At 59.7% G+C, this 14,392-nt stretch carries 16 protein-coding genes; 7 read left to right on the plus strand and 9 right to left on the minus strand.

Annotated elements, in window-relative coordinates:
• The first annotated feature begins 1 nt into the window (after nt 1).
• The 3 genes from trpD to HX817_RS23220 are packed head-to-tail and all read left to right on the plus strand — an operon-like array spanning nt 2 to nt 2,582.
• Complete coding sequence (trpD, locus tag HX817_RS23210; RefSeq protein ID WP_003210955.1) at nt 2-1,051, plus strand: anthranilate phosphoribosyltransferase; 1,050 nt, start codon at nt 2-4, stop codon at nt 1,049-1,051.
• Nucleotides 1,048-1,884, plus strand: coding sequence for an indole-3-glycerol phosphate synthase TrpC (trpC, locus tag HX817_RS23215; protein ID WP_102606385.1), 837 nt, complete (start codon nt 1,048-1,050; stop codon nt 1,882-1,884). The genes trpD and trpC overlap by 4 nt, the downstream gene beginning before the upstream one ends.
• 2 nt (nt 1,885-1,886) lie before the next feature.
• Nucleotides 1,887-2,582: a lipoate--protein ligase family protein gene (locus tag HX817_RS23220; protein ID WP_177022448.1), complete on the plus strand. Its 696-nt coding sequence runs from the start codon at nt 1,887-1,889 to the stop codon at nt 2,580-2,582.
• On the opposite strand, the gene crp is transcribed toward HX817_RS23220, so the two are convergent.
• A complete protein-coding gene (gene crp, locus HX817_RS23225; protein ID WP_003210949.1) occupies nt 2,579-3,223 on the minus strand; it encodes a cAMP-activated global transcriptional regulator CRP in 645 nt (214 codons plus the stop codon). The two genes, HX817_RS23220 and crp, sit on opposite strands and share 4 nt — an antisense overlap.
• Before the next feature lie 250 nt (nt 3,224-3,473).
• Between crp and HX817_RS23230 the strand changes: the two genes are divergently transcribed.
• Nucleotides 3,474-3,896 (plus strand): OsmC family protein, encoded by a 423-nt coding sequence (locus HX817_RS23230; protein ID WP_003210947.1) that lies wholly within the window; start codon nt 3,474-3,476, stop codon nt 3,894-3,896.
• Nucleotides 3,897-3,960: 64 nt separating this feature from the next.
• Here HX817_RS23230 and coq7 read toward each other — a convergent pair whose 3' ends face one another.
• The 6 genes from coq7 to hemJ all read right to left on the minus strand — a co-directional run bounded on the left by coq7 (nt 3,961) and on the right by hemJ (nt 8,509).
• Nucleotides 3,961-4,608 carry a 2-polyprenyl-3-methyl-6-methoxy-1,4-benzoquinone monooxygenase gene (gene coq7, locus HX817_RS23235; RefSeq protein WP_003210945.1) on the minus strand — a complete coding sequence of 216 codons (648 nt, stop codon included), beginning with the start codon at nt 4,606-4,608 and terminating at the stop codon, nt 3,961-3,963.
• A gap of 214 nt (nt 4,609-4,822) precedes the next feature.
• Nucleotides 4,823-5,161 carry a histidine triad nucleotide-binding protein gene (locus HX817_RS23240; protein WP_003210943.1) on the minus strand — a complete coding sequence of 113 codons (339 nt, stop codon included), beginning with the start codon at nt 5,159-5,161 and terminating at the stop codon, nt 4,823-4,825.
• A 46-nt stretch (nt 5,162-5,207) separates the two neighbouring features.
• Nucleotides 5,208-5,996, minus strand: a complete 789-nt coding sequence (locus HX817_RS23245) for an SDR family oxidoreductase (protein ID WP_177041308.1) — start codon at nt 5,994-5,996, stop codon at nt 5,208-5,210.
• Between the two features lie 62 nt (nt 5,997-6,058).
• Entirely contained in the window at nt 6,059-7,024 is a 966-nt protein-coding gene (locus HX817_RS23250; protein ID WP_003210940.1) for a DUF805 domain-containing protein, read from the minus strand.
• A 63-nt stretch (nt 7,025-7,087) separates the two neighbouring features.
• Nucleotides 7,088-8,056, minus strand: a complete 969-nt coding sequence (locus tag HX817_RS23255; RefSeq protein ID WP_177041310.1) for a nitronate monooxygenase family protein — start codon at nt 8,054-8,056, stop codon at nt 7,088-7,090.
• 24 nt (nt 8,057-8,080) lie between these two features.
• Entirely contained in the window at nt 8,081-8,509 is a 429-nt protein-coding gene (gene hemJ, locus HX817_RS23260) for a protoporphyrinogen oxidase HemJ (protein WP_003210937.1), read from the minus strand.
• A 136-nt stretch (nt 8,510-8,645) separates the two neighbouring features.
• Here hemJ and argC point away from each other — a divergent pair, with 136 nt between their 5' ends.
• Nucleotides 8,646-9,680, plus strand: a complete 1,035-nt coding sequence (argC, locus tag HX817_RS23265) for an N-acetyl-gamma-glutamyl-phosphate reductase (protein ID WP_003210935.1) — start codon at nt 8,646-8,648, stop codon at nt 9,678-9,680.
• Nucleotides 9,681-9,842: 162 nt separating this feature from the next.
• Complete coding sequence (gene erpA / locus HX817_RS23270) at nt 9,843-10,193, plus strand: iron-sulfur cluster insertion protein ErpA (RefSeq protein WP_003176443.1); 351 nt, start codon at nt 9,843-9,845, stop codon at nt 10,191-10,193.
• A gap of 66 nt (nt 10,194-10,259) precedes the next feature.
• Here erpA and HX817_RS23275 read toward each other — a convergent pair whose 3' ends face one another.
• Both HX817_RS23275 and HX817_RS23280 read right to left on the minus strand, forming a co-directional pair.
• Nucleotides 10,260-11,351 (minus strand): anhydro-N-acetylmuramic acid kinase, encoded by a 1,092-nt coding sequence (locus tag HX817_RS23275; RefSeq protein ID WP_177041312.1) that lies wholly within the window; start codon nt 11,349-11,351, stop codon nt 10,260-10,262.
• A 3-nt stretch (nt 11,352-11,354) separates the two neighbouring features.
• A complete protein-coding gene (locus HX817_RS23280; protein WP_177041314.1) occupies nt 11,355-12,770 on the minus strand; it encodes a peptidoglycan DD-metalloendopeptidase family protein in 1,416 nt (471 codons plus the stop codon).
• A 211-nt stretch (nt 12,771-12,981) separates the two neighbouring features.
• Here HX817_RS23280 and tyrS point away from each other — a divergent pair, with 211 nt between their 5' ends.
• Nucleotides 12,982-14,181, plus strand: coding sequence for a tyrosine--tRNA ligase (gene tyrS, locus HX817_RS23285; RefSeq protein ID WP_003210928.1), 1,200 nt, complete (start codon nt 12,982-12,984; stop codon nt 14,179-14,181).
• Nucleotides 14,182-14,392: the final 211 nt, after the last annotated feature.

The following is a 14,392-nucleotide window of genomic DNA, read 5'->3' on the forward strand; positions in this document are numbered from 1 at the left end:
CATGGATATCAAGACTGCCCTGAGCCGTATCGTCGGCCATCTGGACCTGAGCACCGCTGAAATGAGCGATGTGATGCGCGAGATCATGACCGGTCAATGCACCGACGCGCAGATCGGCGCGTTCATGATGGCCATGCGCATGAAGAGCGAGAGCATCGACGAAATCGTCGGCGCTGTGTCGGTCATGCGTGAGCTGGCCGACAAGGTTGAACTCAAGACCCTCGACGGCGTGGTCGACGTGGTCGGCACCGGCGGCGACGGTGCGAACATTTTCAACGTGTCGACGGCTTCTTCCTTTGTGGTGGCCGCTGCCGGCTGCACCGTGGCCAAGCACGGTAACCGCGCGGTGTCGGGTAAAAGCGGCAGCGCCGATTTGCTGGAAGCAGCAGGCATCTACCTGAACCTGACCCCGGTACAAGTGGCGCGCTGCATCGATCATGTCGGCATCGGCTTCATGTTTGCCCAGTCCCATCACGGCGCGATGAAACACGCCGCCGGCCCGCGCAAGGACTTGGGCTTGCGTACCCTGTTCAACATGCTCGGCCCGCTTACGAATCCGGCCGGTGTGAAGCATCAGGTAGTGGGCGTGTTCAGCCAGGCGCTGTGCCGGCCATTGGCTGAAGTCCTGCAGCGCCTGGGCAGCAAGCACGTGCTGGTGGTGCATTCCAAGGATGGCCTCGACGAGTTCAGCCTGGCAGCACCGACCTTCGTGGCGGAGCTGAAGAACGACCAGGTCACCGAGTATTGGGTCGAGCCAGAAGACCTCGGCATGAAAAGCCAGAGCCTGCACGGCCTGGCGGTAGAAAGCCCGGCCGCCTCCCTTGAACTGATTCGCGATGCCCTGGGACGCCGCAAGACCGAAAACGGACAGAAGGCCGCAGAAATGATTGTGCTCAACGCCGGTGCGGCGCTGTACGCCGCGGATCACGCCTACAGTCTTAAAGAGGGTGTTGCCCTCGCTCATGATGCATTGCATACCGGGCTGGCGCGCGAAAAGCTCGAAGAACTGGGTGCGTTTACTGCGGTGTTCAAAGTGGAGAATGAAGGATGAGTGTTCCGACCGTTCTGGAAAAAATCCTGGCCCGCAAGGCAGAAGAAGTCGCCGAGCGCCGTGCCCGGGTCAGCCTGGCTGAGCTGGAAGGCCTGGCGAAAACCGCCGATGCACCGCGTGGGTTCGCCAATGCGCTGATCAAGCAGGCCAAGGAAAAACAGCCGGCCGTTATCGCTGAAATCAAGAAGGCTTCGCCGAGCAAGGGCGTGATTCGCGAGATCTTCATCCCTGAAGACATCGCCAAAAGCTACGAGAAGGGCGGCGCGACGTGCCTCTCGGTGTTGACCGATATCGACTATTTCCAGGGTTCCGACCTGTACCTGCAGCAAGCACGTGCGGCGTGTTCGCTGCCGGTGATCCGCAAGGATTTCATGGTCGACCCGTACCAGATCGTCGAAGCCCGTGCCTTGGGCGCCGATTGCGTGCTGTTGATCGTCTCCGCACTGGATGACGTGAAGATGGCCGAACTGGCAGCCGTGGCCAAAAGTGTTGGCCTCGATGTGCTGGTGGAAGTGCACGACGGTGATGAACTGGAACGCGCGTTGAAAACCCTCGACACACCGTTGGTGGGCGTCAACAACCGCAACCTGCACACCTTCGAAGTCAGCCTGGAAAACACCCTCGACCTGTTGCCGCGCATCCCGCGCGACCGGTTGGTGATCACCGAAAGCGGCATCGTCAATCGCGCCGATGTGGAACTGATGGAAATCAGCGGCGTGTACTCGTTCCTCGTCGGCGAAACCTTCATGCGTGCCGAGAACCCGGGGGCTGAATTGCAGCGCCTGTTCTTCCCGGAGCGTGGCGTTGCCGTCAGTGGCTCCACCCTGGATTGATGATGACCCAGCCGGTGGCGATGACGGTCGAGGCAGGCCTTAAGGCCGAGCAGGATTTGCTCGCCGCGGTCTGTGCCGGCGAGCAACCGTTCGGCCTGCTGTTCTGGCAGCCCAGCGATCAAGCGTTGGTGATGCCTCGTCGTTTGAGCCGCCTTCCGGCATTCGAGACCGCCAGCCAGGTGTCGGCAGACGCCGGTTGGCCGGTGCTGCTGCGGGAAACGGGCGGTGAGCCTGTCCCGCAATCGGCAGCCACGGTCAATATCGCGTTGGTCTACGCGCCACCACGCAGTGAAGGCGACCAGGGCCGTATCGAAATCGGCTACCAGCGTCTGTGCCAGCCGATTTGCGACCTGCTGACCGAGTTGGGTGGCAACGCGTCGGTGGGCGAGATCGACGGTGCGTTTTGCGACGGTCGCTACAACGTCAACCTTGATGGTCGCAAAATGGTCGGTACCGCCCAGCGCTGGCGCCAGAGTGGCGGGCGCCCGGTGGGGTTGGTGCATGGTGCGTTGCTGCTGGATGACGATCGCGTCGAATTGATCGCCGCGGTCAATCGCTTCAATGAAGCATGCGGCCTGGAACAACGGGTGCGCGCCGAAAGCCACATCGCCCTGCACGAAGCCTTTGCGGCGCCAGATGCGATTGCCCGGCTTGATACGTTGTACCGTCAGATGCTTGCGAGTTTCCTGCCGGTTTAACGCGTACCGAAGACCACCATGGTCTTGCCTTTGACATGCACCAGGTTGCGTTCCTCCAGGTCCTTGAGCACACGGCCAACCATTTCCCTTGAGCAACCGACGATCCGCCCGATTTCCTGGCGGGTGATCTTGATCTGCATCCCGTCGGGATGGGTCATTGCGTCCGGTTGCTTGCACAACTCCAGCAGGCAGCGGGCAACCCGGCCGGTGACGTCGAAGAACGCCAGGTCGCCGACTTTGCGCGTGGTGTCTCTCAGGCGCTGTGCGATCTGGCCGCTCAGGGCGTACAGAATGTCGGGATCCTGCTGGGCCAGTTCGCGAAATTTCGTATAGCTGATCTCGGCGACTTCGCATTCGACCTTGGCCCGCACCCAGGCACTGCGTTGCTGTTCCTTGCCGGCTTGTTCGAAAAGCCCGAGTTCACCGAAGAAATCACCGGTATTGAGGTAGGCGATGATCATTTCGCGACCATCGTCATCCTCGATCAGGATGGTGACCGAGCCTTTGATAATGAAGAACAGGGATTCCGAGCGCTCGCCCGCGCAGATGATGTTGTGCTTGGCTGGATGACGCCGGCGCTGACAATGCATGAGCAGTTTGTCGAGGTTCTTGATTTTGGGTGTGGGAGTAATAGCAACCATGGTTGTATCCCGAAAAGACTGCACGGTGTTGGTGAGCTTGTTTTTTTATCCAGCGCGATCAACGGCTAAGCTACATCATCCAATGGATGGCAATGCGCCATTGATTTGGCGCCAGCTTAACAGACGCATTCTGACTTCATTAGGGAATTTACCCAGAAAACCCTGCTGTTGATCGCTTTCATGGGAAACGCTGCCGGCCCAAAGTGCTGTGCTAAGCTGGCGACCCTTTTTTAGCAGTGGAGTCTGGGCGATGAAGGCACGCATCCAATGGGCGGGCGAAGCCATGTTCCTCGGTGAGTCGGGCAGTGGCCACGTGGTGGTCATGGACGGCCCGCCGGAAGCCGGTGGCCGCAACCTGGGCGTACGCCCGATGGAAATGCTCCTGCTCGGTGTAGGCGGTTGCAGCAATTTCGATGTGGTGAGCATCCTGAAGAAGTCCCGCCAGGCGGTGGAAAGCTGCGAAGCATTCCTGGAAGCCGAGCGTGCCACCGAAGACCCGAAGGTGTTTACCAGGATCCACATGCACTTTGTCGTCAAGGGCCGGGCGTTGAAAGAAGCCCAGGTTAAGCGGGCCATCGAGTTGTCGGCAGAGAAGTACTGCTCGGCCTCGATCATGCTGGGCGCTGCGGGCGTTGCCATCACTCATGATTACGAGATCATTGAGTTGGGCTGATTCTTCAATCGGCAGGCAAAAAGAAAGGGCGCTTGATAGCGCCCTTTTTTGTTTTCTGCTGAAACTAGATGCGGTACGTGCTTTTGGTCATGACCTTGGCCAGCAGGCTCATGCCAAATTTCACCGGTGCCGGGAAGCGGAAGCCGCCCGCGTCCAGCGCGCTTTCGGCGTGATGTTCTTCATCAATGCGCATCTGCTCAAGAATCGCCCGGGACTTTTCGTCTTCAGCCGGCAGTTGCTCGAGGTGTTCATTGAGGTGTTTGCACACCTGATGCTCGGTGGCGGCCACAAAACCCAGGCTGACTTTGTCGCTGATCAGCCCGGCCACCGCACCAATGCCAAACGATAAGCCGTAGAACAGCGGGTTCAGCACGCTCGGATGGCTGTTCAACTGGCGAATGCGTTGTTCGCACCAGGCCAGGTGATCGATTTCTTCTTCGGCCGCATGTTCCATCGCAGCGCGCACTTGCGGCAGCTTGGCGGTCAGGGCCTGGCCCTGGTACAGCGCCTGGGCACAGACCTCACCGGTATGGTTGATACGCATCAGGCCGGCGACGTGGCGGGTGTCGGTCTCGCTCATCTGCGCTTCGGGCCGCACGATGGCGGGCGACGGGCGGTGCGGTTGGCCGCTGAATGGCAGCAGCGTGCGCATGGCCGTATCGGCTTGCAGCAACAGACGATCAATCGGCGAGTAGTGACGTTGGGTAGTCATGCTGACCTCCGGGAAGAATCTCGGCGGCCAGTTTACCGCAAGAGAGGGGGAAGCGTTTGCGCTGGGTCAAATTGCTTGTGTGGCGAGGGAGCTTGCTCGCGCTGGAGTGCGCAGCGCTCTCGTTTTTGGGGCTGCTACGCAGCCCAGCGGGAGCAAGCTCCCTCGCCACAGCAAGCTCCCTCGCCACAGCAAGCTGCCTCGCCACAGGTAGTGCTCAGCCCGGCGGCCAGTTCATCTGGCGTTGACCCAGAACATGCATGTGGATGTGATAAACGGTCTGTCCGCCATCTTCGTTGCAGTTCATCACCACACGGAAGCCCTTTTCACAGCCTTGCTCAACCGCCAGGCGCTGGGCGGTGAACAGGATATGCCCGGCCAGCGCCTTGTCTTCCTCGGTGAGGTCGTTGAGGGTGCGGATCGGCTTTTTCGGAATCACCAGGAAATGCACGGGTGCCATTGGCGCGATGTCGTGGAAGGCCAGGACCTGGTCATCCTCGTAGATGATCTTCGCGGGTATTTCTCTGTTGATGATCTTGGTGAACAGAGTATCCACAGCTGTTTCTCCATTGTGAAAGTGCAGGGTGAGTGTACTCAGGCGATCAGCGCGGGCAATAGGCCTTGTTGATCGCGCCGGCGATCTTGCGGGTCAGCCAGCGCGGGCTCAGGCGCGGGCTGAACGCCAGCCAGCGATTACGCCGGCCGGGAATGATGATGGCTTTGTTCTTGGCCAGCGCACGCACGGTGTAGAGCGCGACTTCTTCCGGGCTCATCAACTGTTGGCTGCGATCCAGCTTGGCGGTGTCCATTTGGGCGGTGCCGAAGAATGCGGTGCGGGTCGGGCCGGGGCAAAGAACGGAAACCTTGATGCCGCAGGTCTTCAGTTCCTCGCGCAAGCCTTCGGAAAAGTGCAGCACGTAGGCCTTGCTGGCGTAGTAAGTGCTCATCCATGGGCCGGGTTGGAACGCGGCAACCGACGCGACGTTGAGAATCTGCCCGCCGCCGTGCAGGGCCATGGCGTTGCCGAGTGCGTGGCACATGCGGGTCAGGGCGAGGATGTTGACCTCCATCAGGTCCTGCTCGGTCATCCAGTCCTGCGCCAGGAACGGGCCGCTGGTACCGATGCCGGCGCAGTTGACCAGCAGGTCGATCTGCCGCTCGCCTTCTTCCAGTTCCAGCAGGAACCCGGAGAGCCGCAGGGGCTCGCCCAGGTCACAGGCACGGAACAGCACCTCGACGCCGAAGCGCTGACTCAATTCGATTGCAATGCTTTCCAACTGATCACGCTGGCGGGCCACCAGAATCAAGCTGCGGCCGCGACGGGCCAGTGCTTCGGCCAAGGCCAGGCCGATGCCGCTGGAGGCACCGGTGATCAGAGCGTAACGGGTCATGCGTTTCTCCATCGCAACGCTACCGGGCCTGTGACAGAGGCGTCACAGGCGTCGGGCGTTTTTCACTGTTGCGTAGAGTCTACAGGTTCGGCTGTGTCGTCAGCACTTTGCACATCGACTTCATCGACGGTGGTGGCCTGGTCGCTGTCGTCATCGGAGTTGATGGAGCTGCTTTCGTAGCTGCCACCTACATCGCTTTCCAGTTGATCCAGGTAGCCGCTCATGCCAACCAACACCGCGCCGGCAAATACCAGCGGAATGAATGCGAGCCACAATGCGGAGAGGATTTTCACCGCAGTGGAGTTACGCGGTGGTGGCGCGCCGTACTGGTTTGCGCCCGTGTTACCGGGGAGGACCATCAGCAGGATCGGGAAGATGCTGCCAACGAAGGGCACCAGGTGCAGGAACCACAGCCAGCCGGACCAGCCCAGGTCATGCAGGCGCTGCACGGTGATCTGTACGCTGACCCACACAGCGGCCACGAGTATGGCAATCCCCACCAGGAAGCCAATGACCATGGCAATCGTCGGAGAGACCGCAGCGATACCAAGTCCGACGGTGAAGAACACGCTGGAGACGAGGAGGATCACCACGCTCAGCACCAGCGTCCACGCCAGGAAGCGCAGGCGTCCGATCCGGCCGTTGACGGTGAATACCTTAAGGGTGGAAAACTCCGGCAGGTTCTCGCCAACCGCGGCCCGGGGCGGGGCGTAAGGCGATGCGGCGGGGCGGGTGTAGTCAGTCGCGCTGCCGGAGTCCGTTTCATGGGTTTCGGCAAGGCTGAAGGCGACCGGCTGCTCTTCTTCTATCCGCGCATCCACCCCGGCGTTTTTCAGCGCTTGCAGATAGGTCTCGGCATCGGCGCGGGAAAGGTCGCGTTTCAGCGCGACCGGGCGGCCGGTGAAAAGCTTTTCGATCGCGTCGACATCGCTTTTGAACAACTCGGCGAGGTTCAGCTTGGCGGTGGTGCTTTCGACACCCGGGAGCAATGCGCCATCAAACACAATCTTGAAACGGTTGTCGCTCATGCGGGCATCCTTGTCACTTGAATAGGGGAGGCCTGCCTTGATCAGCAGGCTTTGGATCGCGGATCAGCGTGGCCAGCGTTCAGGCAATTGTGCCGCATGCTCGAGCGCCTTGCGGTATTCGGCATCCAGGCGGGCCACGAGTTCATCGACGCTGGGCAAATCATCAATCTCTCCGACGCCCTGGCCGGCGGACCACACGGTCTTCCAGGCTTTGGCTTCGTCGTTGAGGGGCTTGAGCTTGGAGCCAAAATTGACTTCACCCTTGCCTTGCAGCGCGGCGAGGTCGAAACCGGCATTTTCCAGGCTCCGGCGCATGAAGCTTGCGGGAACACCGGAGACCGCTGGAGTGTGCACGATGTCGGCGGCGCGCGATGTGAGCAGCATCTCTTTATAGGCATCCGGGGCATGGCTTTCGGTGGTGCCGATAAAACGCGTGCCGAAATAGGCCAGGTCGGCGCCGAGCAGTTGCGCGGCGAGGATTTCGTGGCCGTGGTTCAGGCAACCGGCGAGCAGCAGGGTTTTGTCGAAGAACTGACGGATTTCTGCGATCAGCGAGAACGGGCTCCAGGTGCCGGCGTGGCCGCCGGCGCCCGCCGCAACGGCGATCAGGCCATCGACGCCGGCTTCAGCGGCTTTTTCGGCGTGGCGCCGGGTGGTGACATCGTGGAATACCAGGCCGCCGTAGCTATGCACCGCGTCTACCAATTCTTTCACCGCGCCCAGGCTGGTGATGACGATCGGCACCTTGTGCTCGACGCAGATCGCCAGGTCAGCTTCCACCCGCGGGTTACTGTTGTGCACGATCAGGTTGACCGCATAGGGCGCCGGGTTATCCAGCAGCGCCAGGCCCGCTTCGATTTCTTCCAGCCACGCCTTGAAGCCGCTGCTTTCCCGCTGGTTGAGGGCAGGGAAGCTGCCGACGATCCCGTTGCGGCAGCAGGCCAGCACCAGTTGCGGGTTGGAGATCAGAAACATCGGCGCAGCCACGACGGGCAGGCGCAGACTGTGTTCGAGCGAAGCGGGCAGCGACATTGGAAGTACCCCGAGTAATAGAGATTAGAACGGTTTGACCACGACCAAAATTACGATAGCCAGCAATATCAGAACTGGCACTTCATTGAACCAGCGATAAAAGACATGGCTGCGGGTGTTTTCGCCACGGGCGAAACGTTTTACCTGCGCGCCGCACATATGGTGGTAGCCGATGAGCAGTACTACCAGGGTCAACTTGGCGTGGATCCACCCGCCGGATTGAAAGATGGCCGGGTTGAGGTAGATCAGCCAGCCGCCGAACACCAGGCTGGCGATCATCGCCGGGCCCATGATGCCGCGGTACAGCTTGCGCTCCATCACGCTGAAGCGTTCCTTGCTGATGGTGTCCTCGCTTTGGGCGTGGTAGACGAACAGGCGCGGAAGGTAGAACAGCGCGGCAAACCAGCAGACGATGCTGACGATATGAAAGGCTTTGACCCATAGATAAAGCATTTTTAGTTATTCCCAGGTTCACGGTAGCTGAAGATAGTAGTGGCTCTAGCGTCTACACGTCATGTTGAAGGTTGTCGCAGGACGATACGAACCCTATTATCGACGGCTTTCCAGTGGGTTCGTTGAGGGCAGGTTTATGGTCAAGGTCGGTATCGTCGGCGGCACGGGTTACACCGGTGTCGAATTGCTGCGTCTGTTGGCTCAGCATCCGCAAGCTGAGGTGGTGGTGATCACTTCACGATCCGAGGCCGGCCTGGCTGTGGCCGATATGTACCCGAACCTGCGAGGCCACTATGACGGCCTGGCGTTCAGCGTTCCGGATATCAAGACCCTGGGCGCGTGTGATGTGGTGTTCTTTGCCACGCCTCACGGTGTGGCCCATGCCCTGGCGGGCGAGTTGCTGGCCGCCGGCACCAAGGTGATCGACTTGTCGGCAGACTTCCGCCTGCAGGACGCCGATGAGTGGGCCAAGTGGTACGGCCAGCCTCACGGTGCACCGCAGTTGCTGGAAGAGGCGGTGTACGGCCTGCCGGAAGTCAATCGTGAGCAGATCAAGCAAGCACGCCTGATCGCTGTGCCGGGTTGCTATCCGACCGCTACGCAGTTGGGTTTCCTGCCATTGCTGGAAGCCGGGCTGGCGGATGCATCGCGGCTGATTGCTGACTGCAAGTCGGGCGTCAGTGGTGCTGGTCGTGGGGCCGCTGTAGGTTCGCTTTACTCCGAGACGTCGGAAAGCATGAAAGCCTATGCAGTCAAAGGCCATCGTCACTTGCCGGAAATTCGCCAGGGGCTGCGTCGTGCTGCGGGCAAGGATGTCGGCCTGACGTTTGTGCCGCACCTGACACCGATGATCCGCGGGATCCACTCCACACTGTATGCGACGGTCGTTGATCGCTCGGTAGACCTGCAGGCGCTGTTTGAAAAGCGCTATGCCAATGAGCCGTTCGTCGATGTGATGCCGGCGGGCAGCCACCCGGAGACCCGCAGCGTGCGCGGTGCCAACGTGTGCCGTATCGCAGTGCATCGTCCACAGGATGGTGACCTGGTGGTGGTATTGTCGGTTATCGACAACCTGGTCAAGGGCGCTTCGGGCCAGGCTGTGCAGAACATGAACATCCTGTTTGGCCTGGATGAGAAGCTGGGCCTGTCCCACGCGGGCATGCTGCCGTAAATTTTCTGCTGTTGCGCAAAGGCCCGTTGATCGGGCCTTTCGTGTTTTTAATGGCCGCTGCGCAGATTGATATACCGTAACAATAGTTGACCGCTTTTCTAGGAGAAGCGGATAATGCCCGCCATCACGCATATGGCGGCGCTACGCCGGGAGATTATCAGCATGAGCGTTGAATCCTTCACCCCCACGGCTTTGCAATTCACCCACGGTGCTGCGCACAAGGTGAAGAGCCTGGTCGATGAAGAGGGTAATGATCGCTTGAAGCTGCGCGTATTTGTTACGGGCGGCGGTTGTTCAGGGTTTCAGTACGGTTTTACCTTCGATGAAGACGTGGCCGATGACGACACCATCGTTGAGCGCGAGGGCGTCAGCCTGGTTGTCGATCCGATGAGCTTCCAGTACCTGGCAGGAGCCGAGGTGGACTATCAGGAAGGTCTGGAAGGTTCGCGCTTCGTGATCAAGAACCCGAATGCCACCACCACTTGTGGTTGCGGGTCTTCGTTCTCGATCTGATCGACAGCGGATATAAAAACGCCGCTTGGCCTTGATAGGGCCAAGCGGCGTTTTGCTGTGTGGGATTCAGGCGGGGTAGATCGCGCCGAGTACACGAAGGCCGCGGGCGCCGGTGACGCTGGGGCGGTTGGCGGCGATGCCTTCCAGGCAGCAATGGGCCAGCCAGGCGAACGCCATGGCTTCGACCCAGTCAGGGTCTACGCCGCAGGTGGCGGTGCTGCTGACCTGGGTCGCCGGCAGCAGGGCGCTCAGGCGGCTCATCAAGGTTGCGTTGTGGGCGCCGCCGCCGCAGACCAGCAGGGTTTCGGTCTGTGGTTGGGCGGTTTGCAGGGATTCGACGATGGTCAGGGCAGTCAGCTCGAGCAATGTGGCTTGCACGTCCTGGGCTGCGAATGGCGGCAATCGTCCCAGGTGATGCTCAAGCCATCCCAGGTTGAAGACTTCGCGACCGGTGCTTTTTGGCCCCTTGGTCACAAAGAACGGATCGCTGAGCAATGCCTTGAGTAGCTGGGGTTCAACCTTCCCGCTGGCAGCCCACTGGCCATCGCGGTCGAAGTTCTCGCCGCGTTGCTGGTGAATCCAGGCATCCAGCAGGACATTCCCCGGGCCGCAGTCGAAGCCCGCGACCGGTTTGCCGGTCTCGATCAGGCTGAGGTTGCTGAAGCCGCCCACATTCAGTACGGCGCGGTTGCCCGTACGCTCGCCAAACAGTGCCTCATGAAATGCAGGCACCAGCGGGGCGCCTTGGCCTCCGGCGGCGACATCGCGGCTGCGGAAATCACTGACGACGGTGATTTCCGTCAATTCGGTGAGCAGTGCCGGGTTGCCGATCTGCACGGTAAAACCCCGTGCAGGTTCGTGACGAATGGTTTGGCCGTGGCTGCCAATCGCTCGAATGTCCTGGGGCTTGAGGTTCTGCTGATCGAGTAGGGCGTGAATACCTTGGGCGGCAAGCGTCACCCAGTTCTGCTGCGCGAGCGCCGAACGGGCAATCTCGTCCGGGCCGCTGGCGCACAGGCCAAGCAGCTCGGAACGCAGGGATTCAGGCATGGGGATGTAGTGGGTGGCGATCAGCTTGATCGCCGGGCCTTGCTTGATCAGCGCAATGTCCAAGCCATCAAGGCTGGTCCCGGACATCACACCTATATAGAGCGACATGGCTTAGCGCTTCGCCGAAGCCAGGAGAGTCGAGCGCTCCTGGTCCATGCGGGCCATCAATGGCTGGCTCTGCTGCAGGAAGCGAGCGCGCTCGGCCTTGGCGATCGGGTCGGCCATTGGCAGCTTCTGGCCCAGTGGGTCGACGTGCACGCCGTTGACCTGGAACTCGTAGTGCAAGTGCGGGCCGGTGGACAGCCCGGTAGTGCCGATGTAACCGATCACCTGGCCCTGCTTGACGTTGCCGCCGGTCTGGATGCCCTTGGCGAAACCTTGCATATGGCCATACAGCGTACGGTAGGTGGCCCCGTGCTGGATGATCACGGTGTTGCCGTAGCCGCCACGGCGACCGGCCAGCAAGACCTTGCCGTCACCGGCAGCCTTGATCGGCGTGCCACGAGGGGCGGCGTAGTCGACGCCTTTGTGAGCGCGAATTTTGTTCAGAATTGGATGCTTGCGACCCATCGAGAAACGCGAGCTAATACGGGCGAAGTCAACCGGGGTACGGATGAACGCCTTGCGCATGCTGTTGCCGTCGGCGGTGTAGTAGCTGCTGTTGCCTTGTTTGTTGGTGTAGCGCACGGCGGTGTAGGTCTTGCCACGGTTGGTAAACCGCGCAGAAAGGATGTTGCCGGTGCCGACGACCTTGCCGTTGGCGACCTTCTGTTCGTAGATCACGTCGAATTCGTCACCCTGGCGAATGTCCTGGGCGAAGTCGATGTCGTAGCCAAACACGCTGGCCATGTCCATGGTCATGCTGTGGGACAGGCCGGCGCGGGCGGCGGACTGCGACAACGAGCTGTTGATCACGCCGTGTACATAGGCGGAGCGCATGACCGGCTTGGTGGTGATGCGGTTGAACGCAAAGCCCTTGGCGCCTTTGGTCAGGGTGATGCTTTCGAGGTCGCTGACGTTGCTGTGCAGGTTGGTCAACTGGCCGTCGGGCGCCAGTTCGAATTCAAGCTTCTGGCCATGCTTGAGTTGGGTGAATTGCTTGGCCTGCTTGTCGCTTGCCAGTACATCGTTGACCGTCGCGGCGGGGAGGCCGACCTTTTCGAACAGGGTCGAAAGGGTGTCGCCCTTGGCAACAATGACTTCCCGGTGCAGCGGGTTCTTGGGTGCCTCTACTACCGCAGGTTCGGCCTGCGCGGTTTCCTTGGTGTCTTCGGCGCTGCTTTCGATCTGGGCAAACGGCGATTCGGTTGCGCCATTTGTGGCTTGAAGTGCGTCGGAAGCGTCTTGATCTTGTGTCAGTTGCTCAACCGGACTTTCAAGGTCAAGGCTTAGGGTCGTTCGTTTGGCTTCTACGTCGCTGGAAGGAAATACCAGGAGTGCCAGGCTCAGAAGGGCGGCGATCCCACTTGCGGCGAGCAGGTGGGTCTTCGGGTAAAGCGGCGGCGCTTTAGACGGTTCTGTGGTCATAAGTAATTTTGACTTTGAAAAGATGAATTGGAAAAGATGAATGACATGATGAAGATGAAATAACTGTATAAAATATAACCAAATCATCTGTGGTGCAAGCTTGCGAACGCTGGGCTTGCTGAACGGTGTCCGTGCGCAGGGCAAAACTTGTAATTAGTCCCTGATCTTGTATGGTTGGTTCCCTTTTGAATCTGAGCCTTGCGGGTCTGTTATGAAGTCGGTTGAAGAGCAGCTAGCGCTGATCAAACGTGGTGCGGAAGAACTGTTGGTCGAAGCTGAGCTGATCGAAAAGCTCAAGCGTGGCCAGCCCCTGCGTATTAAGGCCGGCTTTGATCCGACGGCGCCGGATCTGCACCTTGGGCATACGGTGCTTATTAATAAGCTGCGCCAGTTCCAGGAACTGGGGCATCAGGTGATCTTCCTTATAGGTGACTTCACCGGGATGATCGGCGATCCGAGCGGCAAGAGCGCTACGCGTCCGCCGTTGACCCGTGAGCAGGTTCTCGATAACGCCGAGACCTACAAGACCCAGGTCTTCAAGATTCTTGATCCGGCCAAGACCGAGGTGGCCTTCAACTCCACCTGGATGGATCAGATGGGGCCGGCGGATTTCATTCGTCTTACGTCCCAGTACACCGTTGCTCGCATGCTCGAGCGCGATGACTTCGATAAGCGCTACTCCACCAATCAGCCGATCGCTATCCATGAGTTCCTGTACCCATTGGTTCAAGGGTATGACTCGGTGGCGTTGCGTGCCGATGTCGAGCTGGGCGGTACTGATCAGAAGTTCAACCTGCTGATGGGGCGTGAGCTGCAGCGTGCGTATGGGCAAGAGGCTCAGTGCATTCTGACGATGCCGTTGCTGGAAGGGCTGGATGGCGTCAAGAAGATGTCCAAGTCCCTGGGTAACTATGTCGGTATCCAGGAAGCGCCGGGTGTGATGTACGGCAAGCTGGTTTCGATTCCGGATGCGCTGATGTGGCGTTACTTCGAACTGTTGAGTTTCCGCTCGATGGATGAGATCAATGCACTGCGTGCTGAAGTGGAAGCTGGGGCTAACCCGCGGGATGTGAAGATCAAGCTGGCTGAAGAGATTGTTGCGCGCTTCCATGGTGAAGAGGCTGCGGCCAGTGCTCACCGTGCTGCGGGTAACCGTATGAAGGATGGCGAGCTGCCGGATGATCTGCCTGAGATTGAATTGACTGCTGGCGAGGCAATGCCGATCGCTGCCGTCCTTAATAAGGCGGGCCTGGTGAAGAACTCGGCGGTGGCGCGCGACCTTCTGGGGTCTGGCGGTGTGCGTATAGATGGTGAGGTTGTCGATCGCACCTTTATATACGAGCTGGGCGCGACCCACGTTTGCCAGGCCGGCAAGAAGGCATTTGCGCGTATTACGCTTAAATCCGAATAAACCTGAAATTAACTGTTGACGGCGTTTTATATCTGTCTATAATTCGCCCCACTTCCGGCGCAGTCGAAACGGAAAACTCCTTGGTAAACAAAGAGTTATGTAGGTTTCGATAGCGAGTTGCTTCAGGTCATCGAAGCCCAGAAGGAGTTAGTAAGGCAGTGTTGTTTGGCCTTGTTAACGTTTCGATCTTCTCGGTCGAAAGCGGAGAAAC

The organism is Pseudomonas sp. C6002 (assembly GCF_013385805.1).
In the GTDB taxonomy this organism is placed as follows: Bacteria; Pseudomonadota; Gammaproteobacteria; order Pseudomonadales; family Pseudomonadaceae; genus Aquipseudomonas.